General features: G+C 55.4%; 25 protein-coding genes and 1 tRNA gene. 13 read left to right on the top strand and 13 right to left on the bottom strand.

What is annotated here, in order from left to right; genetic code table 11:
- Positions 1-28: 28 nt before the first annotated feature.
- The gene (locus tag C0U40_RS20235) at positions 29-205 is read right to left on the bottom strand and encodes a hypothetical protein (RefSeq protein ID WP_180957730.1); all 177 of its coding nucleotides are present in this window, start codon (positions 203-205) and stop codon (positions 29-31) included.
- Between the two features lie 212 nt (positions 206-417).
- Here C0U40_RS20235 and C0U40_RS16490 point away from each other — a divergent pair, with 212 nt between their 5' ends.
- Positions 418-1413: an LLM class flavin-dependent oxidoreductase gene (locus C0U40_RS16490; RefSeq protein WP_101656902.1), complete on the top strand. Its 996-nt coding sequence runs from the start codon at positions 418-420 to the stop codon at positions 1411-1413.
- A gap of 15 nt (positions 1414-1428) precedes the next feature.
- On the opposite strand, the gene C0U40_RS16485 is transcribed toward C0U40_RS16490, so the two are convergent.
- The 10 genes from C0U40_RS16485 to C0U40_RS16440 all read right to left on the bottom strand — a co-directional run bounded on the left by C0U40_RS16485 (position 1429) and on the right by C0U40_RS16440 (position 9221).
- Positions 1429-1929 (bottom strand): OsmC family protein, encoded by a 501-nt coding sequence (locus C0U40_RS16485; protein WP_101656901.1) that lies wholly within the window; start codon positions 1927-1929, stop codon positions 1429-1431.
- A gap of 5 nt (positions 1930-1934) precedes the next feature.
- Entirely contained in the window at positions 1935-2954 is a 1020-nt protein-coding gene (locus tag C0U40_RS16480) for an SMP-30/gluconolactonase/LRE family protein (protein ID WP_101656900.1), read from the bottom strand.
- A 3-nt stretch (positions 2955-2957) separates the two neighbouring features.
- Positions 2958-3887: a fumarylacetoacetate hydrolase family protein gene (locus tag C0U40_RS16475; RefSeq protein ID WP_101656899.1), complete on the bottom strand. Its 930-nt coding sequence runs from the start codon at positions 3885-3887 to the stop codon at positions 2958-2960.
- A 5-nt stretch (positions 3888-3892) separates the two neighbouring features.
- The gene (locus tag C0U40_RS16470; RefSeq protein WP_101656898.1) at positions 3893-4669 is read right to left on the bottom strand and encodes a cyclase family protein; all 777 of its coding nucleotides are present in this window, start codon (positions 4667-4669) and stop codon (positions 3893-3895) included.
- Positions 4670-4682: 13 nt separating this feature from the next.
- Positions 4683-5996, bottom strand: a complete 1314-nt coding sequence (locus C0U40_RS16465) for a TRAP transporter large permease (RefSeq protein WP_101656897.1) — start codon at positions 5994-5996, stop codon at positions 4683-4685.
- Positions 5993-6562 (bottom strand): TRAP transporter small permease subunit, encoded by a 570-nt coding sequence (locus C0U40_RS16460; protein ID WP_101656896.1) that lies wholly within the window; start codon positions 6560-6562, stop codon positions 5993-5995. Before C0U40_RS16460 ends, C0U40_RS16465 begins: the two co-directional genes overlap by 4 nt.
- 65 nt (positions 6563-6627) lie before the next feature.
- The gene (locus C0U40_RS16455; protein WP_219619810.1) at positions 6628-7701 is read right to left on the bottom strand and encodes a C4-dicarboxylate TRAP transporter substrate-binding protein; all 1074 of its coding nucleotides are present in this window, start codon (positions 7699-7701) and stop codon (positions 6628-6630) included.
- Between the two features lie 39 nt (positions 7702-7740).
- Positions 7741-8412 (bottom strand): TetR/AcrR family transcriptional regulator, encoded by a 672-nt coding sequence (locus C0U40_RS16450; protein WP_219619809.1) that lies wholly within the window; start codon positions 8410-8412, stop codon positions 7741-7743.
- Positions 8413-8593: 181 nt separating this feature from the next.
- Positions 8594-8968, bottom strand: coding sequence for a hypothetical protein (locus C0U40_RS16445; protein WP_101656895.1), 375 nt, complete (start codon positions 8966-8968; stop codon positions 8594-8596).
- A gap of 164 nt (positions 8969-9132) precedes the next feature.
- Positions 9133-9221 (bottom strand) — tRNA-Ser (locus C0U40_RS16440).
- A gap of 125 nt (positions 9222-9346) precedes the next feature.
- Between C0U40_RS16440 and C0U40_RS16435 the strand changes: the two genes are divergently transcribed.
- From C0U40_RS16435 to C0U40_RS16400, 8 genes are all read left to right on the top strand, one after another.
- Entirely contained in the window at positions 9347-11284 is a 1938-nt protein-coding gene (locus C0U40_RS16435; RefSeq protein WP_101656894.1) for a tetratricopeptide repeat-containing sulfotransferase family protein, read from the top strand.
- Between the two features lie 205 nt (positions 11285-11489).
- Positions 11490-12173, top strand: a complete 684-nt coding sequence (locus C0U40_RS16430; protein WP_101656893.1) for a 50S ribosomal protein L21 — start codon at positions 11490-11492, stop codon at positions 12171-12173.
- 11 nt (positions 12174-12184) lie between these two features.
- The gene (rpmA, locus tag C0U40_RS16425) at positions 12185-12454 is read left to right on the top strand and encodes a 50S ribosomal protein L27 (RefSeq protein WP_101656892.1); all 270 of its coding nucleotides are present in this window, start codon (positions 12185-12187) and stop codon (positions 12452-12454) included.
- Positions 12455-12535: 81 nt separating this feature from the next.
- Positions 12536-13135: a LysE family translocator gene (locus tag C0U40_RS16420; RefSeq protein WP_101656891.1), complete on the top strand. Its 600-nt coding sequence runs from the start codon at positions 12536-12538 to the stop codon at positions 13133-13135.
- Between the two features lie 3 nt (positions 13136-13138).
- Entirely contained in the window at positions 13139-13681 is a 543-nt protein-coding gene (locus C0U40_RS16415; RefSeq protein ID WP_101656890.1) for a GNAT family N-acetyltransferase, read from the top strand.
- A 70-nt stretch (positions 13682-13751) separates the two neighbouring features.
- On the top strand, positions 13752-14783 hold the full coding sequence (gene obgE / locus C0U40_RS16410; protein WP_101656889.1) for a GTPase ObgE: 1032 nt from the start codon (positions 13752-13754) through the stop codon (positions 14781-14783).
- Positions 14771-15913 (top strand): glutamate 5-kinase, encoded by a 1143-nt coding sequence (gene proB / locus C0U40_RS16405; RefSeq protein ID WP_101656888.1) that lies wholly within the window; start codon positions 14771-14773, stop codon positions 15911-15913. Before obgE ends, proB begins: the two co-directional genes overlap by 13 nt.
- 26 nt (positions 15914-15939) lie before the next feature.
- Positions 15940-17193: a glutamate-5-semialdehyde dehydrogenase gene (locus C0U40_RS16400; RefSeq protein ID WP_101656887.1), complete on the top strand. Its 1254-nt coding sequence runs from the start codon at positions 15940-15942 to the stop codon at positions 17191-17193.
- Positions 17194-17344: 151 nt separating this feature from the next.
- On the opposite strand, the gene C0U40_RS16395 is transcribed toward C0U40_RS16400, so the two are convergent.
- Positions 17345-17917: a YcbK family protein gene (locus C0U40_RS16395; RefSeq protein ID WP_101656886.1), complete on the bottom strand. Its 573-nt coding sequence runs from the start codon at positions 17915-17917 to the stop codon at positions 17345-17347.
- 318 nt (positions 17918-18235) lie between these two features.
- Here C0U40_RS16395 and C0U40_RS16390 point away from each other — a divergent pair, with 318 nt between their 5' ends.
- From C0U40_RS16390 to C0U40_RS16375, 4 genes are all read left to right on the top strand, one after another.
- Positions 18236-19843 carry a L,D-transpeptidase family protein gene (locus tag C0U40_RS16390; protein ID WP_101656885.1) on the top strand — a complete coding sequence of 536 codons (1608 nt, stop codon included), beginning with the start codon at positions 18236-18238 and terminating at the stop codon, positions 19841-19843.
- Positions 19844-19932: 89 nt separating this feature from the next.
- On the top strand, positions 19933-21027 hold the full coding sequence (gene lpxD / locus C0U40_RS16385; RefSeq protein WP_101656884.1) for a UDP-3-O-(3-hydroxymyristoyl)glucosamine N-acyltransferase: 1095 nt from the start codon (positions 19933-19935) through the stop codon (positions 21025-21027).
- A 36-nt stretch (positions 21028-21063) separates the two neighbouring features.
- The gene (locus tag C0U40_RS16380) at positions 21064-21330 is read left to right on the top strand and encodes an acyl carrier protein (RefSeq protein WP_101656883.1); all 267 of its coding nucleotides are present in this window, start codon (positions 21064-21066) and stop codon (positions 21328-21330) included.
- A gap of 3 nt (positions 21331-21333) precedes the next feature.
- Complete coding sequence (locus C0U40_RS16375; RefSeq protein WP_101656882.1) at positions 21334-22548, top strand: beta-ketoacyl-[acyl-carrier-protein] synthase family protein; 1215 nt, start codon at positions 21334-21336, stop codon at positions 22546-22548.
- A 63-nt stretch (positions 22549-22611) separates the two neighbouring features.
- Here C0U40_RS16375 and C0U40_RS16370 read toward each other — a convergent pair whose 3' ends face one another.
- Complete coding sequence (locus C0U40_RS16370) at positions 22612-23241, bottom strand: invasion associated locus B family protein (protein WP_101656881.1); 630 nt, start codon at positions 23239-23241, stop codon at positions 22612-22614.
- Between the last annotated feature and the right edge of the window lie 230 nt (positions 23242-23471).

Below are 23471 nucleotides of genomic sequence, written 5' to 3'. Positions count from 1 at the left end.
GATCAGCAGGAGCAGAGAGTAGCTTAATTTACGCCAGATCCTGTCCGACAAATGGGGAGCAGCTCAGCCAATTGCCATCGCCTAAGTCTTTAAGTTTGCCTAATTCTGCTTTGAATTTGAACTGTAAGGTATCTGCGCTCCCAAAGCTATTTGCGGGATCGATTTTAATATTGTTCACAAAATTGGATTTTATCTTAGCTTGCATTGTTGTTCACCTGTAAATAAAGAAAATTAACAAAATTTGAGTGTTTTAACATTACTTGTCCAAGAAGTAGTGCGCAATATTGTAAAAAGTTAAATAATAGCTTCCTCCTCCCCCCGCGCGACCCACCGTTCCCCTTGTGCTCTCTGTCAAACTCCGGTTGATCTGTGGGCAATCCCCTTGGGGAACAGAAACAAAAGCTTACATGGGCTGATATGAAACATTACTCTCTTCTCGATCTCTCACCTGTCCCCGAAGGCCAGACCACGGGGCAGGCTTTGCAAAACACGGTTGAACTGGCGCAACTGGCGGAAAAGGCGGGGTATCACCGCTATTGGCTGGCGGAACATCACAACATGCCCGGCATCGCCAGCGCGGCGACGGCTGTGGTGATCGGCCATGTGGCGGGGGCAACCTCGACCATGCGGATCGGGGCAGGGGGTATCATGCTGCCCAACCACGCGCCTTTAATGGTGGCCGAGGCGTTCGGGACGCTGGCCACGCTTTATCCCGACCGGATTGATCTCGGGCTCGGGCGGGCACCGGGGACGGATATGGCAACGGCGCGGGCCTTGCGGCGGCATATGTCGCCCGAAGATACCTTTGTGCAGGATGTGCAGGAGCTGATGGCCTATTTCGATGATATGCCGGACAACGCTCCTGTGCGCGCAATACCGGGTGTAGGCACCAAGGTGCCGGTCTATATCCTCGGGTCTAGCCTTTATGGCGCGCAACTGGCGGCGATGCTGGGGTTGCCTTATGCTTTTGCCAGCCATTTTGCCCCTGCGATGCTGGATCAGGCGCTTGATGTATACCGGCGCTCTTTCAAGCCGTCTTCCATGTTGTCCGAACCTTATGTGGTGATGGCTGCGGGAGTCTGTGCAGCGGATACGGATGCGCAAGCCGAATATTTGCGCTCCTCACAACTGCTGGCCTTTGCGCGGTTGCGCACGGGCAAGCCGGGCAAGCTGCCCCTGCCGGTAGATGATGCGAAATCGCAAATTCCGCCTGCTGTAATGGAAGGTGTTGAACACGCGCTTTCGGTTTCGGCAGTGGGATCGGCTGCAACTGTGAACACCCAGCTAAAGATCATTCTGGACCGCTATAATCCGGACGAGCTGATCGTCACGGCGATGATCCACAACCATCAGGCGCGGCTGCGGTCTTTCGAGATTGCAGCAGAGGTGCTGTCAGGGCTGGTAAAACCCTGACAGGACAAATCCGGTTTAAACGTCAACCCAGCCGTCGGGCGTCTTCATCCGGTGGCGAATGGTATTCTGCTGACCCAGCGTCTGTTCCAGAAAACAGCCTTTTTTGGCAGCTTCGATCAGTTCGATAACCTTGTCCTGCGGATCGTCGCTGTCAATCAATACGTCTATTTCAAAGGACTTCGGCAAGGTTTCATAAACGCGGCCCTTGGCTTCCCAGTTCCAGACCACGCGGGTTTCCACGTCCAGATCCTTCACTGTAACTTTTAGCCGTTTTGCAAAGGCGCGGATCTGGGTCATGATACAGCCGGTCAATCCGCCTACAAACAGGGCCAGCGGCGGCGGAGCAGAGGCATCACCGCCATGGAAGCTGCCCTCATCCGTGGCCATATGGAACGGACCTTCGGCAAAGGGCTGTGACATGGTCACTTCCAGATCGTTGCGCATCTTTCCGGTCGCGTGGCCCTTGCAGTCAAACTGCACCAGCGCCTGTTGGGGTTGGTCTTGTGTATTGCTCATGGGAATTACCTTTCGTTCCAGTGGATCATCGGCAAGCCGGCCACGGGGGATTTGAAATAGGGGATAGTGGTGCCGCGCAGGCTGCCAATATAGACGTTCGTCAGATCGGGTCCGCCGAAAGTGATGCTGGCCATCCAGTTGGCGATGCTGCCGCCACAGGCCAGTTGCAGATCAGGTGTGACCTTGTCTTGAGCAAAAGCCTTCAGCAGCGCCTTACCTTCTGTGGAGCCGTTGTCGTCATCGAGAAGGATACGCAGATCGCCATCCGGCGTGATCGCAAAAATGCGATCAGTCATCACATGGGTGCCCCAGAGGTTGCCATAGGCGTCAAAGGCGATCCCGTCGATAAAGGCGTTGTGGCTTTCGGGGCCAAATGTTTCGCGACCGCTAAGGTCTCCGTTATCGGCCACCTGAAAACGGGTGATTTTCATGCCGCAGGTTTCCACAGCGTAAAGGTGGCTTTCATCCGCATCTAAGCGGATTTCATTGGTGAAATGCAGCCCGTCCGCCATGATCCGCAGGCCCTTGTCATCGGCCATAGCGATAAAGCCGTCGATGATGTTCGGACTACAGGCCTCCATCCAGTTCGGGATCGTGGTGGAAACCGTCAGCCACAGGCGGTCCTTGCTGTCGCGCAGCACAAAGTTGACCTTGCCAATGGGCTTGCCGTTGATGCTGTCGTACAGCACCTCGCTGTCGCCAGTGCGCTTCATCAGCTCCAGCCGGTCTGTTCCGAAGTTCGAAATCAGGATGTCGCCACTGCGGGCAAATGCCAGCCCGTTTGGCAAGGTGCCGGTGGTGAAGCGGCTGGCGTCATCATTGGCTTGGGCAAAGCCGGTCTCAACTTCTTGCGCGATCAGGGTCTGGGTTCCGTCTGGGCGGATGTGCACCACACCGCCCCGCGCATCCGCTGACCAGAGCGAGCCGTCCGGTTCGGCCAGAATACATTCGGGGCGTTGCAGGTCCGTGCCGACGGTTTTCAGGCTGCCCAGGTCGATCGCAAAGCCGTCGATGGGATTTCCCATGGCTCAGGCTCCTTTGACGATCCGGTTGGCGAGAATGCCAATCTTCTCGATCTCCAGTTCAAACCTGTCGCCGTCCGACAGGCGTTTGCCCAGTTCCAGACCACAGCCCGTGCCGACCGTGCCGGAGCCGATGACTTCCCCCGCATAGACGGTTTCGGATGCGGAGATATGGGCCAGAATTGCGCCGAAGTCATGTTGCATCTGGCGGCTGTTGCCACCGCCCCAGCGTTCGCCGTTTACTCGTGCCTCCATATCAAGAGCAACGGGATGTGGGACTTCATCCGCCGTCAGGATAAATGGACCAAGGATGTTACCCGTGTCAAAATCCTTGCCTTTACAAGGGCCAAGCTGGCCGGGCATTTCGGCCATCTGCGCATCCCGCGCGGACACATCATTCAGGATGGTATAGCCGAAAATGTGGTCGATCCCGTCTGCGGCTTCGATGTTCTTGCCGGTCTTGCCGACAACGATAGCCAGTTCCAGTTCGATATCCAGATGTTCGGCATAGTCCGGCCACTGGACGTCTGTGCCATGGCCGATAAAGGACATGCGATTGCCTTTGTAATAGATCGGCTGCTGGTACCAGACATCCGGCACCTCGTGTTTGCGGCCTGTGGCTTCTTCCATCACCTTGAAACAATTGGTCAGGTGATCTTCGAACACCAGACAGTCACGATACTGGACCGGCATAATGGGCGGCAGGAAGGAAACATCCGCCTGCGCAATCGTGGCGGATTGCTGGGGGTGCTTCACCAGCCCGCGCGCAATGTCGAGCCCTTTTTGACCGGCGTCGATCAGGCTTTGCATGGATGTGAAATCCGCTTCGTCCTGTCCGGCGTGGTTTGCTGCTGCGCGCAAGTCGAGAAGGCGATCATCATCAATTGCGGCCACCAGAAGCGGGCGGTCCTTGTAGGAAACAGTTGCTAGACGCATCAGAATTACTCCGTGAAAATGGCAACAGCGCGGGTGAAACCGGCGGAGGCTGCCTTGATTTTGAAAGGGAAACAGGAAATTTCAAATCCGGTCGCGGGCAGGCTTTCCAGATTGCTGAGCTTCTCCATATGGCAATAGCCGATGTCCATACTGGCGCGGTGGCCTTCCCAGATGATCGAAGGATCTTTGGTTTCAGCGTAAACTTTCGCGGTCAGGGCAAAAGGGGCGTCCCAACTCCACGCATCGGTACCGGTTACGCGCACGCCGCGTTCTGTCAGATACAAAGTCGCCTCGCGGCCCATGCCGCAGCCTTTCATCAGGTATTCCGGCTGCCCGTAGGCTGCGCCGGCTGATGTGTTAACAACAACAATATCAAGAGGTTGCAACTCGTGGCCGATGCGTTCCAGCTCCGCTTCCACGTCCTGCGCCGTGACCAGATAGCCGTCTTCAAAGTGGCGGAAGTCCAGCTTGACGCCCGGATTCATGCACCATTCCAGCGGTACTTCGTCGATGGTGATCGCACGCTCTCCGTTGCTCATGGTGGAGTGGTGGTGATAGGGCGCGTCCAGATGGGTGCCGCAATGGCTGGCAATGGTCAGTTGTTCTACCGCCCAGCCTTCACCACCTGGCAGGTCTTCCTTTTTCAGACCGGGAAAGAAGGACATCACCTGTTCGGCTGTCTGATCGTGGGTCAGATACTCGATCTGGGGCAACATGATCGGCGGATCGGAAGCGATTCCGGTTTCCAGCGGAACAGAAAGATCTACAAAACGACGGGGCATAAACTGTCCTTTCTTAAAGCAATGCCGTGGCGAGCTGGGGGAAGGCCATCACAAGGCCAAGCACCACCAGCATCAGCACCGCAAAAGGCGCTGCGCCGTAAAAAATATCCCCGAGCGTGATGCTCGGATCATCCAGAGAAGATTTGATCACAAAGACCGATATGCCGAAGGGCGGCGTCAGGAGACCGATCTCAACGGCGATGATGGTGATGATGCCGAACCAGATCAGATCCACCTGCAACAGGGACAGAACAGGCAGCATCAAAGGTACAAGGATCAGCATGATAGAAGAGCTGTCCAGAATAGTGCCCATCAGGATCACCAGCAGCACATAGGCAAGGATGACGCCCCAATAGCCGATTTCAGCGGTAGCGACGAAATTGCCAAATCCCGCAGGTACGCCGGACAGGGCCAGCATCCGCGAATACATTTGTGCGGCAATGATCAGGAAGGAAATCGAGGCGGTAATCAGGCCGGTATCGGTCAGAACCTCCCAAAATTCCTTCAGGGTAAGAGCGCGGCGCAGCAAACCGATGATGATGGCGCCGGAACACCCGATGGCGCCAGCCTCGATCGGGGTGAAGAAGCCGCCGTAAATTCCGCCCAGAACCAGACCGATCAGCGTGGCTATCGGCAGTCCCTTGGCCAGTACCTCCCGCGTGGTCAGCGCATCCGTGTCGTCATAAGGATCAGTAATACCCTCACCAATCAGTTTGGGTTTGAACAGGGCAACCAGAAAAATCGCAAGACAGAACACAAAGGCCAGCAGCAGACCGGGCAAGACGCCCGCGATGAACAGATCGCCGACGGATTGTTCCGTCAGCAGGCCGTAGAGGATCAGCAGCAGGCTTGGCGGGATCAACATCCCGAGCACCGACGAACCGGCGACAACCCCGACGGAAAACCGTTTGGAATAGCCATGGCGCCGCATTTCGGGCACAGCAATCCGCGTGAAGACTGCCGCAGAAGCAATTGAAATTCCTGTAATAGCTGCAAAGATTGCATTGGCCCCGACGGTGCCAAACCCAAGTCCGCCGCGTACCCGGCGGAACATGTGGTTTGCCACATCAAAAGCATCGCGTCCCATGCCCGTGACCGAAACGATGAACCCCATCATGATAAATAGTGGTACAACGCCGAAGAAATAGCTCGATATGGTTTCGGAGGCAGCCAGCGCCAGCAGTTTGCCAGCCAGTACAGGCGATCCCTTAATCACCCAGACGCCAACAAAGGACGAAAGCATCAGGGCGAAGGGCACCCAGAACCCGAGATAAACCATAACGACCATGGCGCCAAAGGATGTCAGGCCGATTTCAAACGGGCTCATAGGGTGATCCCTTTCTTGGAGGTCAAGGCAAACAGGCTGGTGACTGCGTGCAGGACAAGTTGCACCAGAAGGGCCGCGCAGCCGATTAGAATGATAAGCTTGACGGGCCAGATCGGAGCCGTGAAGTCACCAACTGTTCCCTCATAAGTGCCCCGTACCCAGGCCTTGACGAACAAGGGTTCGCTTGCGGAAAAAAGCTGCCAGATCAATGCGATGGCGGCCAGAGTGAAGACCAGTTCCAACAGGCTGCGTACCCGTGGCGCCTTCTTTTGGATGTAATCCAGTACCGCGTCAGTGCGGGTCATCCGGCCTTTGCGAAAGGCTTGCGCCACTTGCAGGAATACGATGGCCACGATGGACATGGAAACAATCTCGGGGACGCCGGAGACCGGAGTGTTGAACGCAACACGTCCGATCACATCGGCATTCACCAGCACCATCACCGCGAAAATAAGAAGCGTGCCGATCACATTCAAAATCAGGGTCATAAAGTCTGCGATCCGGCGAATGGCCTGAAACCACGGCGGCAGAAACGCCTGCCCGGAGTCGGCATGGAAATCAGTCATAACGAATGGGTCCAATCAGCTTGGAAAAAAGGGGGCGAGCAGTTGGCCCGCCCCAGTCAGGGAGATTACTCTTGATCCCAGTTGCGCACTGGCGTGGCACCGGCCTCGCGCATGGTGTCCATGTAGGATTTCAACACGCGGGAACCGCCAACACCGTCTGCATCCAGTTTTTCGGCCCAGATCTTTGCAACATTGTCCATTCCGTCGGCCCATTCCTTGCGGAAGGAGTCATCCACCTTTTTGACCGTTGCGCCGTTCTCTTCCATGATGGAGAGGAATTTGCCAACCGTGGCGTCCAGATCCTTGTGATAGGCTATACGGTTGGTGACGGCTGCGTCCTTGAGGGCTGTTTGCACTTCTGCGGGCAGGGCATCAAACCAGTCCTTGTTGGCAGCAATGCCTCCGGCGTATTGCGCGCCGAAACCGATGCGGGTCACATGGGGCGCAACTTCGTAAAGTTTGCCGGGCACCGCAGCAGAGGCAAATACGATAACACCGTCATAAACTCCGGTTTTGATTTCGTTGTAATAAGTGGTCAGGTTACCTGAAACGCCAACAGCGCCGGTTCCCTTCAGCCAGTTTACAGCCGGACCGGGTGCGCCAATCTTTTTGCCTTCGAGATCGGAAATTTCGTTCACCGGAAAGTTTGTCATCAACAGGTAATCATCAATGCCGGTCGCGCCGCCCAAGTATTCCAGACCGTTGGCTTCCCAGGACGCTTTCATATCCGCATCCGTGGCCTGCAGTTTGTCCATCCATTCGGCAACAACAGTTGAATCGCTGGATACAAACGGCGTGAAATAGGTGACATTCTGCACCGCGAGCTTGGCAGGATCGAACAGGCTCGACACCAGCCCGATTTCAGCAAGCCCTTCTTCCGTTGCTTCCAGTTCGTCGCCCACTTTGGCCAGAGAGCCGCCGTATTGTTCACTCCAGGTAATGGAATGTTCAGTGCCTTCCAATGCCGCGTTGACTGCGGGGATGAATGTCTCGCTGACGTGTTTCACCCAGCGAAAAACAGGCGGGTGTCCGGCGACGACCGTGGCGCTGATGTCTTCGGCAGCAACAGGGGGCGCGATTGTGGTTGTTCCGGCCATCAAAGCCGCCGCAAAGGCGCCGTTTTTAATTAGATGTTTCATTCTTTTCCTCCCAGAAGTGAATTAAAATATGATGTGTAATCAGGTCAGTGCGCGTATTCCCGAACAGATAAACGGCACAATTTTTGTCAGCATTTCATCTGCGTCCCCGTCGTCGCACAATCCGTCGGACAGGCGTGCAGGGCGTCCGGTTTTGGCCATCATGGTCATGCCGACACCAATCGCGAACATATAGGCCCAGACCGCATTGGCGCGGGTCAGACCGGGTTCGACCTGCATGAAAGCACTGATGAATTTCTGCGCGATGGGGTCGTAGTATTTCTCGGTCAGCAGTTGTTCTCGTTCGGATGCAGAGTTGGCTGTAGACACCAGAATCTGCGCAAAAGCCCCGCCGTTGCTGGCCTGTGAGATACCGGCCTCGATGGTGGGGCGGAACAGGGCCTCAACTATGGGTTCGAGATCAGGCGTCTGGTCCTGTTTCAGAATTCCGTCCAGAAGGGCGGCTCTACCCTCGTTGATCTGTTGGGACCGGCGTGAAACCATTGCCTCGAACAGGACTTCCTTGGTTTTGAAATGGTAGTGGATCAACCCCTGCGCCACGCCTGCACGCTCTGCAATCTCCCGCATGGTGGCGCCTTCGTAACCGGAACGGGCAAAGACGGTTTCAGCAGAATCCAGAATGGCATCAAAACGGGATTCCTTGGCGCTGGAAAGAGATTCCACTCCGGCCGTTTTCGCGCTCTTCTGTCCCAAATTGAAGCCCTCCCAAGCCTGTAACCGTTGCTGAATTTCCCGTGTTGCAGAAATTAACTGGTCACTCAGTCAGTATTTGGGAGGGCGCGAGTCGAGTCAAGAGGGTATGCACATAGGACCGCCTAGTCAGGGCAGTCGATTATTCAAAAATGTGTAATTTTGTTGCCAAACAATCAGAGTGCTATTTGGGCTTAGCAGCTACCCCAAATCCCTTGCGTGTTCCGTAGCTCCACAGAGAGATTCCAACATCTGTAATGCGAACTTCAAATACGTCTGTAGCGCCAACTTTGTAAGCTTCTTCTTTCAATTTTGCTTCAACAGCTTGCACGTCAGGATCCGGATTGAAAACGGTGGTTTTGTTCACCGAGACTTTGAGATCAGTAACCCTGCTGTATTTGTTCGGATCGAAGGCCCCGGCTGTTAGGCGAACATTCTGCGCACTGAACGCATTTTCTTGGTTTACCGTTTCAGAGGTGGAAACACTGGAGGTATCCCAATCTGTGCAGCCCCCAAACAACGAAATGCAACCTAGGATAATAATTATGCGTGGTTTCATATAAAATTCTCCGATAAAAATGCAATTTATGGTAGCTATCGAAGCGGACGAAATGCAAAAAGTCAAAGAATATTTTAACCCAATATCCACATCTTTCTTCTGCAGTTGGCAGATAATCCATGGTTTTTTTAGAAACAAGTTTCGGTGGAGAAGCTAAACGTAAATGGCGGAGAGACAGGGATTCGAACCCTGGGTCCCCAGAAGGGACAACGGTTTTCGAGACCGCCCCGTTCGACCACTCCGGCACCTCTCCGCGGGGTGTTGCTGGTCGCAACGGGCGCTTCTTAGCTAGGGTTGGGACGCTGCGCAAGGCTGAAAGCACTGGACAGGGACAAGTTGGCTTGTCAAAAGCGCAGGAAAACGGAAATCGGGTGAGTTATGGCGGGCGCGGGCGCAACGATCAAACAGGTTCTTGATGCAGCAGAGCAGGCGGCAAAAGCCGGAGATGCGGCCCGTGCGGTTGCGCTCTACCGGCAGGTTCTGACCAAAGCGCCCAAGCATTCCAAAGCCAAGAAGGCACTGGCGCGGCTGCAAAAACAAGGCGGGGCTGCCAGCCGCGCAATGACACAAGCAGATGCGAATGCACTGGTCCAGGTTCTGAACTCGGGCAATTTCGCGCGGGCCCGTCAGCTGGCCGAGGAGATGTCCCGCGCTTTTCCGAACGAGCCTTTCGTGTTCAACATTCTGGGATATGCCTGCGGCTCGCTCGGCGACCAGAAAGCGGCGGTTGACGCCTATAAATGGGCGATCAAACTGAACCCGAATTTTGTCGAGGCGATGTCAAACTACGGGTCTTATCTGGTACAGATCGGCCGACCGGCGGAAGCTGTGTCAGTGTTGCAAAAGGCGGTTGCCAAAAAGCCCGACTACGCCGAGGGACATCACAATCTGGGTGTCGCCTATGCAGCAGCAGAGCAGCCTGAAAATGCCATGCAACATTACAATCTGGCCCTGCGCCATGCTCCGCGCTATGCCAATGCGCTGAACAGTCGGGGAACTTTGAAGGCGTCTCTGAACGATCGGGTAGGAGCGGAGGCGGATTTCCGTGCGGCTCTGGAGATTGCTTCAAAAGATACCGGCGCGATGGTTAATCTGGGCGGCGTCCTGTCCGCCGATGGTAAAAGTGCCGAAGCGATTGAAATTCTGCAAAAAGCAGCCGTCCTTGATCCGCGAAATACAGATACGTTGATGCAGCTTGGCATTGTACGGAATGAATCCGGCCAGAACGATGCCGCCCTTGCATCCTTCCAGAAGGTTCTGGCGATTGATCCCAACCACGCCAAAACCTTAAGGCTGGTACTGGATATTGTGCCCGCAGAGGAGCGTCCGGAGCTTGTGGAGCATATCCAGCAATTGTTTGATGATCCGGATACACCGGAACTGGACAAGGTGCAGTTAGGCTTTGCTTTGGGGCACTACTATGAAAAGCAGGCTGCCTTTGAACGCAGTTATACCTGTCTCGATCAGGCCAACCGTTTGTACCGCGCAGTCCTGCCGCCGCTGCCACAGTCTGACGATGAAAAGTTCGACCGGATTACGGAACTCTTTGATACGGGCGCACTCAAAGCTCTCGAAGAATTTGCGGATCCCAGAGTGGCCCCTGTCTTTGTGTTGGGGATGATGCGATCGGGAACGTCGCTGGTGGAACAGATTATCGCGACTCATACTGCGGTTTTTGGTGCGGGAGAACTGAATACAGCGACCGATCTGGCGAAACCGATCTACGCCATGGGGGCAAAGGCAGGACAGGCAGAGGCGCAACAGTTTACGCAAGGCTACTTGCGGGATCTGATGCGGAATGCGGGTGATGCACGCCATGTAGTTGATAAAATGCCGGGGAATTTCTTTAATGTGGGGCTGATCCGCACGTTGTTCCCGAATGCAAAGATTGTGAATACCGTGCGTGATCCGCGGGACAATTGTTTTTCAATCTACAAGAACTTCTTTGATACCTACGCCCATCAATACGCCTATGATCAGGGCGAACTTGCGCATTTTGCCAACCGGTATAAAACCATGATGAACCGCTGGGACGAATTGTTTCCTGATGCAGTTTACCACATCCGTTATGAAGCACTGGTCGCGGATCAGGAAGCCGAGAGCCGCAAGCTGCTGGAGTATCTCGGTCTGCCTTGGGAAGACAGTGTTCTTGAATTTCACAAGACAAAGCGGGCTGTGCGTACTGCCAGTGTCAATCAGGTCCGTCAGAAGATTTACCGCTCTTCGGTTAAATCCTGGCAGAATTACGAACGCTTCCTGCAAGAACTGTTCAACGGTCTGGATGCAGATTTATGGGCGGATGCCTTTGTGCAGTGAAAATCGCGGGAACGGGTTGACAACGGGGCGCTGATACAGGATACCCCGCCCACCTGACCGACATCCGTCCGTTGGGTTCTTTTAATGTCGTCTTACAAAGACGCGCCGTCCGAGGCAGGGTCTGACCCTACAAACACCGCCGGTTCTGACCTAGGGATCAGATCACAGGGGGCCGCAGGACGCGGTAGATAAGAAGGTCGAACATATGTTCGCAGTCGTAAAAACTGGTGGCAAGCAGTATAAAGTTGCTTCTGGCGATGTGCTGAAGATCGAGAAGATCGCAGGCAACGCTGGTGAAACCGTTCAATTCAACGAAGTTCTGATGCTTGGTGGTGATAAAACCACTGTTGGCACACCCACCGTAGAAGGTGCCGGTGTTCAGGCTGAGATCCTTGAGCAGGGCAAAGGCCCCAAGGTTATCAACTACGTCAAGCGTCGTCGGAAACACTCGTCCCAGCGTAAAAAAGGCCACCGTCAGCAACTGACCGTTCTGCGGATTACTGACATTCTGGCTTCCGGCGCTGACAAATCCGGCGTAACCGCTGCTGTAAACGGTGCGGGCTTTGTAGCCACTGCTGCTGTTGCAGAGGCGGCTGCCCCGAAAAAAGCCAAGGCAGAAAAGAAAGCAGCCCCTAAAGCTGCGAAAAAATCCGAAGCGAAAGCCGAGAAAGCTGCACCAGCAGCCGAAGGTGCTGACGATCTGAAAAAACTGTCCGGTGTTGGTCCAGCGCTCGAAAAGAAACTGCACGCTGCCGGCGTGACAACTTTCGCACAGATTTCTGCCTGGGGTGCTGATGATATCGCTGAATTCGACGAGAAATTGTCGTTTAAGGGTCGCATCGAGCGCGAAGGTTGGGTAGACCAAGCTAAAGATCTGGCTAAAGGCTAAGGAGAGAACTCATGGCACATAAAAAAGCAGGCGGTTCATCCCGTAACGGTCGCGACTCCGCAGGTCGTCGTCTTGGTATCAAAAAGTTCGGTGGCGAAGCTGTCATTCCGGGTAACATCATCGCGCGTCAGCGCGGCAACAAATGGTGGCCGGGTGAAGGCGTAGGCCAAGGCAAAGATCACACGATCTATGCAACAGTCGAAGGCGCCGTGACATTCCGTAAGGGATTCAAAAACCGCACCTTTATTTCTGTCCTCCCTCAAGCCGAGGCCGCAGAATAAGCCGAACCAAAATCGGAATTTCAAAATTCTAAAGGGTCGGTTGAAAAACCGGCCCTTTTTCGTTTTCAGAGGTTATTTTCAATGGGCGTTGCAGTGGCAACATTTCTGGCTTTTGCAGCCAGTCAGGTGGGTACACCGGGTCCGGCAAACATGGCGTTGCTGGCGACGGGTGCCCGCTACGGGTTGCGCAATTCCCTTCCGTTTGTGGCTGGTGTGGCCTTTGGTAAACAGTTGATCATCTGGCCGATCGGGTTCGGATTGATGGGGCTGGCGACACAATTGCCGTGGTTGTTCACAACGCTGAAATTTGCCTCTGCGGCCTATATCTTCTGGCTGGCGTGGAAGGTTGCAAACCTGAAACTCTCGCCCGGACGGGCCGAAGATGATGCGCCCGGTTTTGCTGCGGGCCTGGTGGTCCATCCACTGAACCCCAAAGCATGGGCCATGATTACCGCCGGTTTTACAAATTTTGTGGAACCCGGCACACCAACGTTGCAGGCAACCGCGATCATCGCGGCCTGTCTGTTCGCCTGCCAGATGATCCTGCATCCTTTGTGGTGCTGGGGAGGAGACAGACTGGCGGCGACGGTCGCAGGCAAACCTGCGGAACGTTGGCTTATGTGGGCGCTTGCTGCGCTTACAGTTTTAAGTGTGTTATTTGTATTGGTTCAGGGAGGTTAATCCATGATGCAGTCTAAAATTTCCGGCCAGATGGTCATACCGACAGAACGGTTCACATTGCGCCCTGTGCGCAAGTCCGATCTCGGTCTTATTGAACTGTTTGCCGGGGACGAACGTCTTGCCCGTATGACCCGTAATATTGCCCATCCGCTGCCTCCGGGGGCCGTTTCAGTGTTTCTGGACCGGGTGAGCAAACCGGATAGTGCCGAAAAGGTCTGGGCTATTGATGGCACCAGTCAGGACGCAGGCGAGCTGTTGGGGCTGATGGAGTTGGAACAGGTGACAGAAGGCCAGTCCGAGGTCAGCTACTGGATTGCACCGCAGTTCTGGAACACCGGACTGGCGAGCGAGGCGCTCAATGCGCTGGTTGCCGCAAACCCGCTGGATGATACCTCTATGGTTGCCAGTATCTTTCAGGACAATCCGGCTTCGGCCAAGGTTGTCACAAACGCCGGTTTTGCACTGATCGGTGAAAGCGAAGTGTTTTGCCTTGCCCGCAACGGTATGGTGAATACATGGGATTATGTGCTGCGGCTCAAAGAATAGACAACAGTCGGGTTGAGCCGCTTCTTTCCTTGATATATCCGTGGCGCAACCTGACAGAAAGCCAGAGACTATGAAATTCCTCGATCTCGCCAAAGTACACCTGAAATCCGGCGCAGGCGGCAACGGCTGCGTGTCCTTCCGGCGGGCAGCCCATGAAGAATACGGCGGGCCGGACGGTGGGAACGGCGGGCAGGGCGGTGACGTCTGGGCCGAAGCTGTTGACGGACTGAACACGCTGATCGATTTCCGCTACCAACAGCATTTTTTCGCGCAAAACGGGCGGCCCGGTATGGGCAAGCAACGGTCTGGCAAGGATGGCGAGGATGTGGTGCTGCGGGTTCCGGTTGGCACCGAAATTCTGGAAGAAGATGAAGAAACGGTGATTGCCGATCTGACCGAAGTGGGCCAGCGGGTTCTGCTTGCGGCGGGGGGCAACGGCGGTTTTGGCAACCTGCACTTCAAATCCTCTACCAATCAGGCGCCACGGCGTGCGAACTCCGGCCAGCCGATTGTGGAGCGCACCGTCTGGCTGCGATTGAAGCTAATTGCGGATGCCGGCCTGCTGGGGTTGCCCAATGCCGGAAAATCCACCTTTCTGGCGGCAACGTCCAATGCACGCCCCAAGATAGCGGATTATCCTTTCACCACATTGCACCCGAACCTCGGGGTTGTCGGCGTGGATAATGCGGAATTTGTGATCGCCGATATTCCCGGACTGATTGCAGGCGCCCATGAAGGGAAGGGTATCGGGGACCGTTTCCTTGGCCACGTGGAGCGCTGCGCGGTTCTGCTGCACCTGATTGATGGCACCAGCGATGATGTTGTGGCGGATTACCACACGATTATTAACGAGCTGGAACAATACGGTGGTGAGTTGGCCCACAAACCCCGCGTGACTGCGCTCAACAAAATTGATGCGTTGGATGAAGTAGAGCAGGCCGAGAAACACAATGCGCTGGAACAGGCGTCGGGCGGCAAGGTTTTGCAAATCTCCGGTGTGGCCCGCGAAGGCCTGACGGAAGTTTTGCGCGCTGTTCGGTCTCAGATCATCACCCGTGACAAAGCGGAGGCGGAACCGGAGGACACCGGATGGCGTCCGTAAATACCGTGTCCAAGCTCGTTAAGGACAATCCGCTGCAAACAGCCCAAAGGGTTGTGATTAAAATCGGTTCGGCGCTTCTTGTTGACGCCGAGACCGGACAATTGCGGAACGACTGGCTGAAATCTCTGGCCAAGGATATAGCGGCGCAAAAGCGGCAGGGGCGCGATGTTGTTGTCGTCAGTTCCGGCTCTATTGCGTTGGGGCGGCGGGTTCTTGGCCTGTCGGACGGGTCACTACCGCTGGATCAGGCGCAGGCTGCGGCGGCTGTCGGGCAGATCCGTCTGGCCCGTGCCTACGAGGAATTTCTGGCGCCTTATGGCATCAACACCGCGCAGGTTCTTCTGACGCTCGACGATAGTGCGAACCGGAGGCGATACCTGAACTCCCGCGCAACATTCGGGGCTTTGCTCAGCCATGGCGTCGTGCCGATTGTGAACGAAAACGATACGGTAGCGACAGATGAAATCCGGTTCGGAGATAACGACCGTCTGGCAGCGCAAGTGGCCTCTATGGCCGGTGCGGATGTTCTGGTTCTTCTGTCGGATGTGGACGGGTTTTATTCCGCGAATCCGAAAACCGACCCGACCGCGCGGAAGTTCGAGACCGTTATGAAAATCACACCAGAGCTTGAAGCGATGGCTGGCGACGCCGGTACGGCTGCTGCCAAAGGCGGGATGAAAACCAAGCTGATGGCCGCAAAGACAGCGATGCGTGCGGGATGCGCGATGGCGATTATGGAGGGTAACCAGCACGAACCGCTTGCGGCGTTGCAGGCCGGAACGGCCTGTTCGTGGTTCCTTGCAGCAACCAACCCGCAAGCCGCGCGCAAGCAATGGATTGCAGGTATGAAGCCGCGTGGCACCATTATTGTTGATGCTGGCGCGGTGGCTGCGCTGCAATCGGGTAAATCACTGCTGTCAGCCGGAGTGGTCTCTGTGACGGGCACGTTTGAACGGGGTGATCCTGTGCGCATTGCGGATGCGCAAAATAATGAGTGTGCGCGAGGACTTGTCGGTTACAGTTCAAGTGAATCCAAAGCGATTTCCGGCTGTCATAGCGCTGAAATTGCCAGCGTGCTTGGCTATGCCGGACGCGCTGCGCTGGTTCACCGTGACGATATGGTGATTTAAAGGTTTAGGAAAAGTCGAGGGACGAGATGGATATTCAGGCAGAGATGCAGCGCATCGGCGCAGAAGCCAAGGCCGCCAGCAAGGTGCTGGCCTATGCCACGCCGCGGCAAAAAGAAGCCGCCTTGAACACGGCGGCCGATGCGATGCAGGAGCGGATGCCTGATATTATCGCGGCCAATGCTAAGGATCTGGAGTTCGGTCGCGAAAAGGGCCTGTCTCCTGCGATGATGGACCGTCTGATGCTGGATGAGGATCGCATTCGCGGCATGGCAGATGGGGTGCGTTCGGTTGCCGATCAGGCCGATCCCGTGGGCAAAGTGATCGCGGAATGGACCCAACCTACCGGATTGCGGATTGAACGGGTTCGTACCCCGCTGGGCGTGATCGGCGTAATCTATGAAAGCCGCCCGAATGTGACTGCGGATGCTGGCGCGCTTTGCCTGAAAGCTGGCAATGCGGCCATCTTGCGGGGCGGTTCGGAAAGCTTCCACAGCTCGACTTTGATCCACGAATGCCTGAAAGCGGGACTGGTTTCAGCCGGTCTGCCTGAGACAGCTATCCAGTTGGTTCCAACGCGGGACCGCGCGGCTGTCGGGGAAATGCTGACAATGACCGACTATATTGACGTGATTGTTCCGCGTGGCGGCAAGGGGCTGGTCGGCCGTGTTCAGGCGGATGCCCGTGTACCGGTTTTTGCCCATCTGGAAGGGATTTGTCACATCTATGTGGATGCAAGCGCGGACATAGAGAAAACCCGCTCTGTTGTAATGAACGCCAAGACCCGCCGCACAGGAATTTGCGGTTCGGCAGAATGCCTTCTGGTCGATCGCGCCTTTTTCGAAGCGCACGGCGCTCCCTTCGTTGAGGATTTGCTCAACGCCGGAGTTGAGGTGCGGGCGGATGAGAGTTTGCAGGGCATTGCCGGTGTTTCGAAAGCCAGCTCCGAGGATTTCGGGCACGAGTTTCTTGATATGATCATCGCGGCAAAGCTGGTGGATGGCGTAGACGGGGCGATCGAGCATATTCAGCAATACGGATCCAATCACACCGATTGTATCATGGCCGAAGCTGGTGTTCCGGTAGAGCGTTTCTTCTCGCGACTGGACAGCGCGATCCTGATGCATAACGCGTCCACCCAGTTTGCAGATGGGGGGGAATTTGGCATGGGCGCAGAGATCGGTATTGCAACCGGAAAAATGCACGCACGTGGGCCGGTTGGGGCGGAACAGCTTACCAGCTTTAAATATCTGGTGCGTGGTGACGGAACCGTGCGGAGCTAAGCGGTTCCAAAAACCCATTAAAAACATGTGATTAGCTGTTAAAGTTTATGCTTACACCACCGCAAAAAGAAAAACCCGCTGAAAGCGGGTTTTTTTGTGTTTAACGGGAACTTTTGTAAGCCTCGCGCGTTAACTTATTAGAAACGCAATATTAACCGCCCCAAGTGCGAACAGGACCACAGTCAAGATGCACAAAGTTCGAGCGATAGTATTTACCAACGCCACCTGCATTACAGGCAAGACCGGCTTTGGCAATCTGCGAGACCGAGCGGGAGCCAAGACGAAGATCCGCGGCCATGCCTTTAATGTGATAGCTGGACTTCGCAACGCCGCTGGAACGGCCGCGCAGCATGTTGTTGGTGCGCGCCGTGCGGTATCCGGAAAGAACAAGGAACGGTTCGTCAGTGTCCAGAAGGTTGTGAGTCGCTGCGATCAGATCCACGTTGCGGCGGTCCATGTTGCGAACCGCATTCTGGCGCCAGTCGCGCATGAAGTAGTTGATCTCTTCCAGCGCCGGTTCAACGTATTTACCTTCGATCCAGTAAATCGTGTTGAGCGATTCCCCGGTGCGCTGGTTCCGCAGGTTCACTTTGCGAATGTTGCCAGCGCCTCTGTTGTAGCTGGCAGCCTTGGCGAAATGCGGTGCTGCAGGGATCATGGTAACTGCTGCGAAAGCGCCCAGCAGTTTGCGGCGCGATAAGATATCGGTGGAAGTGCCCATCATGGATATTTCTCTGTCTCGTCTCTGCGGCCACTCTTTTTCGTGGCTCATTTGTGTCCCGGTAACATTTGATGCCGTTTTATTGCACATTCCGATTCGTACGCCAAGTTCTGCATTTTTAATGAGCGTTTTCCTGCTTATTCCTGCCAGAGCTGCCCGTTTTCTCAGAATGCGTGACCCTTATCACTCATCACATTGCTTGAGAGTGGTAGTTACACAGCATTTTGGGCAAAAATTTGTCACACCCCCGTTTAAACTAGGCCGATCAACGTGTTTACGGTAAACGGGATATAAAGAACCGATAGTGTTTATGAGGGATATATGTACTTTTTACGTACCGGATTACTTGGCGTAGCGGCTGCCGCAGCAATCACATTGGCAGGGGGGCTTGCCGGATCATCGGTGCTGGCCAATACCACAAAAGTCGATCTTTCCGCGGCTATTCTTGCGGATACAAGCATTGCGGCAGATGCCCGTCAGTTCTACCTCAACCGCAACTACGAACCGATTTGGGTCGGGGATGCAAACACCTCCCGGGCCAGCGCGCTTATTGAAGCATTGCGCAATTCGCCCGAGCAGGGGCTTCCTACAGTGAAGTACCGCATCGCCGAGCTGGAAGCGGCACTCCGCAAGGCGCGGGGCGGGGACGGATCTGCGACGGAACTTATGGCGACGCGAATTTTTCTGGACTACACGCAGGATCTGTCGTCAGGCGTTCTGGAGCCGATCAAGGTGGACCGAGAGATTGCGGTGAAACCTCCGCGCCGTTCCGAACTGGCGCTGTTAGAAGCAATTGCCAAAAGTTCACCTTCCGGTTTCTTCCGTGCCCTTGTCCCCAAACACCCCGAATACACCCATCTGCTAAACGAGAAAGCACGTCTGGAACGTCTGATCGGGCAGGGCGGGTTCGGAGAGCTGGTGCCATCCGTAACGATGAAACCCGGCACATCAAGCAAGCACGTTGTTGCGTTGCGTTCGCGCCTGAGCCGTATGGGCTTTGGTGATCTCGGGACGGATCCCGCTTATGACGAAAGCGTAATTAACGCGGTCAAAGCCTTTCAGGAAGAATACGGTATCAAAGTTGATGGTGTTGTCGGACCGGGTACTCTCAAGGTTTTAAACACGCCGGTAAAAACCCGCCTGAAACAGGTTCTGGTCAATCTGGAACGCGAGCGCTGGATGAACCGCGAACGGGGCCGCCGCCATATCGTGGTGAACCTCGCCAACTTCAGCTTTAACCTTTATGACAACAATCGTGTTTCGTTTTCGTCCAATACGGTCATCGGCAAGATTTCCAAGGACCGTACACCCGAATTCCACGACGAAATGACCCATATGGTGGTGAACCCCACTTGGCATGTACCACGCTCCATCACCGGTAAGGAATATCTGCCGCTGCTGAAGAAAGACCCGGGCTTTCTGGCACGCCGGAACATGGTGATGGTCGGAAGCAACGGCCGGGCCGTTAATCCCCATAATGTCAACTTCTCCCGCTATAACGCGCGAAATTTTCCGTTCAATATCAAGCAGCGGCCCTCCAAGCGGAACGCGTTGGGACTGGTGAAGTTCATGTTCCCGAACAAATACAATATCTACCTGCACGACACGCCGTCCAAAAGCCTGTTCAACCGCGATGTGCGGGCGTTCAGCCACGGTTGTGTGCGCGTCGAAAAGCCGTTCGAGTTTGCCTACAAACTGCTGGAACGTCAGACAGCGAATCCCAAGGGGGCGTTCCAGTCCTGGCTGAACACCGGTCGCGAGCAATACGTGAACCTTGAGACACCGGTTCCGGTATATCTGGACTACCGGACCGCGTTTCAGGGCGAAACCGGCAAGATGAACTATCGCAATGACATTTACGGCCGCGATAAAACCATCTTTGAAGCGCTGAGCAAGGCCGGGGTAGCCTTGGACCCCGTTCAAGGCTAGAACCGCTTCAGATTTCGGAAGGACGGGCGCCGGAACAGGCGCCCGTTTTCGTTAAAAGACCGCAATACAACGCAAACTTCGGGGGCAATGTGGCCAGATTTACTATTAAGCAGATCGCATCGGAACTCGGCGCAGAGGCTGTTGGCGACACGGCCCTTCAGGTGGTTTCAGTGGCGGAACCGGCCAATGCACAGGCGGACCAACTGGCCCTTGCGATGGAACCCAGCTATGCAGAGCCGCTACAAGCGGGGAATGCGCAGGCTGCGATCCTGTGGGAAGGGGCCGACTGGCAGGCGTTGGGGCTGAAGGCAGCCATTTTTGCGCCCCGTTCACGCTATGTGTTGTCAGGTGTCACAAGGGTGTTTGAACATGTGCCTGACATTCCCGAAGGTATCCACCCGACCGCCTTGATCGACCCGAGCGCGCAGATCGGCGAGAATGCCTCTGTCGGTCCATTTGTGGTGATCGGTTCGGGGGCTGTGATTGGTGCGAACGCGCGGATTGCCAGCCATGTGTCCATCGGACGGGACGCGCGGATCGGGGATAATGCAACGATCTATCAAGGCGCCCACATCGGTGCGCGGGTGGTGATCGGCCACAGTTTTTACGCTCAGCAAGGGGCGGCCATCGGTGTCGACGGTTTTTCTTATGTCACCCCGAAACCCGGCGCAGTGGAAGAGGCCCGCGCAACGGGGCAGATCACGCAGGCAAGCCAGACCGAAGGGTTTGCGCGGATCAACTCGCTAGGCTCGGTCATTCTTGGCGATCGGGTGGAAGTCGGCGCCAATGCCACGATAGACCGTGGTACAATTGCCAATACAGTGATCGGGGATGGCACCAAACTCGATAATCTGGTGCATGTGGGCCATAACGTAAGTGTCGGGCAGAACTGTCTGCTGTGCGGTCAGGTCGGCGTTGCAGGCAGCACCAAAATCGGGGACCGCGTGGTGCTGGGCGGTCAGGTCGGCGTGGCGGATCATATCACGATCGGGTCCGACGTCATCGCTGCGGGCAAGTCTGGTATTTCCAGTAATGTGCCCTCCGGTCGCCTGATGATGGGCAATCCGGCGATGAAAATGGATCTGAACATTGAATCCTACAAGGCGTTGCGGCGTCTGCCGCGACTGGTCGCAAAGGTTGCCAGACTGGAAAAGACTGTTTTCAAGTCCGACGAAACTGGGTAATCAAAGGGCCAAGACCGAAGACGAGAAGAGTGCACCATGTCCGTCAGCGAAAAGATCCGCGAAATTCTGGCCGAACAGGCTTTGCTGTCTCCGTCTGATATCTCTGCTGATGCCAGTCTTGAAGATATCGGCATCGACAGCATGGGCGTCGTCGAGGTGATCTTCGCCATCGAGGAAGCCTTTTCTATTGAGGTGCCTTTTAACGCCAATGATCCCCAAGCCTCTGCGTTTGATGTCTCTTCAGTTGCGGCGATAACGGCTGCGGTCAACCAGTTGATCGCCGAGCAGAAAGCAGCAGGATAGACCGTGACCAGACGTGTTGTGATCACCGGACAGGGCGCGATCTCTGCGCTGGGAGCAACCGCCAAAACCACCATTGACGGGATGTTGGAAGGGCGATGTGCCATTTCCGCGCTGGAGTTTCCGAATGCTGACAGGCTTTCGGTCGGGATAGGCGGACAGATCAAAGGCTACGACCCTTCAGAGCATTTCACCCGCGCGGAACTGGCCCTGTTTGACCCCTTCACCCAGTTTGCCGTACTGTCAGCCCGCGAGGCTGTGGCCCAATCGGGGCTGGCTTTCGATGATGCGCTCAGCCTGCGCAGCGGTGTAATTCTCGGTTCTGCCGGTGGCGGGCTGCAGACGCAGGACGAAAACTATCGTCTGGTTTACGAAGAAGGCAAAAACCGCGTCCATCCGTTTGTTGTACCACGCCTGATGATGAATGCAGGATCTAGCCAACTGTCGATGATCTTCGGGCTGCGTGGGGCATGCTATACCATTGCCACGGCCTGCGCGTCGTCCAATCACGCAATGGGGCAGGCGTTTCATGCGATCCGCGGCGGTTCGGCAGATGTAATGCTGACCGGAGGAAGCGATTCCATGTTGTGCTTTGGCGGGTTGAAAGCCTGGGAAGGCTTGCGGGTTATGTCTTCAGATGGATGCCGGCCGTTCTGTGCTACGCGCAACGGCATGGTTCAGGGCGAAGGCGCGGCGGTTTTCGTATTTGAAGAACTGGAACACGCCCGCGCCCGTGGTGCCGATATTCTGGCTGAAGTGGCAGGGTTTTCCATGACCGCAGACGCAGGTGATATCGTCGTCCCCAATCAGGACGGCGCAGCACGGGCCATAAGCGGGGCTTTGGCGGACGGCGGCCTTTCTGCGGCGCAGGTCGGCTATGTGAACGCGCACGGCACAGCAACAGCGGTGAATGACCGGACCGAAGTTGCCGCCCTGCGTGCAGCCCTCGGGCCGGCAGCAGAAGAAGTTGCCGTGTCTTCCACAAAATCCATGCACGGCCATATTATGGGCGGCACCGGTGCGGTAGAGCTTCTGTCCTGCATAGCGGCGGTCAAGGATGGCGTTCTAGCGCCTACGGTAAACTACAACACGCCTGATCCGGAATGTGATCTTGATATTGTAGCAAACGATGCGCGTGAAACCTTCGTTAAGGTAGCGATCAGTAACGCCTTCGCTTTCGGGGGCTTGAATGCGGTTCTGGCGCTGAAACGGTTCGCTTGATCATCGCATGAAAAAACCCGCCGGAGCGGGTTTTTTACGAAACTTTACAAGTGTAAGTTTTTCTTACTTGGGTGCAATCGCATTCCAAGCGGCGGTAAATCCGCTAAGGGAAAGATCCAATCCAAGCGGCTGGTCTGGTGCCGTTACAGATGCAATGGTCACAACTGCTTTGTTGCCCGCTTTCAACGCGTTAATCTCTGCTGCGGTCATGCCGAAACGGGCATAACAGCCGAGATTGTCACACCATGTATAGGGATAGCGTTTTGCCTTGGCGGAATCGACTTTCATCACCACTTGCGCTGTCAGCAGAGAGCCGAGAGGTGTCGCCAGATCAACACCGGCGACTGCCTTGCCACCTTTAGGCAAAGCCTGCATGTCCAGCTGGGCAATCGTATTGCCATCTTCATCCTTCAGCAGGTTGAACAGGCGGCACTCTTCTTCTTCACCCTCAACAGCCTTGATGCAACGAACCTGCCATTCGCCGTGTTCCTCACGGAGGTAACCCTGACCCTCTTCCGGGGCAGCGTTTTCTTCGGCAACCTTGTATTCGTTATCAAGAGAGGTGCTTTCTTCTGCAGCAGGCGCCTCTGTCTGGGTTTGCGCCGCATCTGTTTCGGCAGTTGTCTCTTGGGCGTAAGCCAGCGGAGCGGCCATTAACGCGGCGAGTGCAAAGGGGATCAGAGTAGTCTTCATCAGGATGCCTCTTGGCTGTTTCAAATCATTCGGTGCTACATAAAACGATTTAGTCGGAATGTCAGGAAAAATTTTGTGATCCGCGGGGCCTTGCTCATTAAAGACCTGTTCGATCGGGGGCTGGTGTCTTTGTCTGGTGCTGCTGTTGTTTCTTGTTTTGCAGCTGCAATGGGCAAAGGATCAAGAGCGAAGAAGACGCTTGGAGTGTTCTCCTAAGCGTCTTCAATTCT

It is taken from the genome of Neptunicoccus cionae (genome assembly GCF_002860325.1).
Lineage (GTDB): Bacteria > Pseudomonadota > Alphaproteobacteria > Rhodobacterales > Rhodobacteraceae > Amylibacter > Amylibacter lutimaris.
The sequence above is the reverse complement of the archived record's forward strand: the minus strand, read 5'-3'. Positions and strand labels throughout refer to the sequence as shown.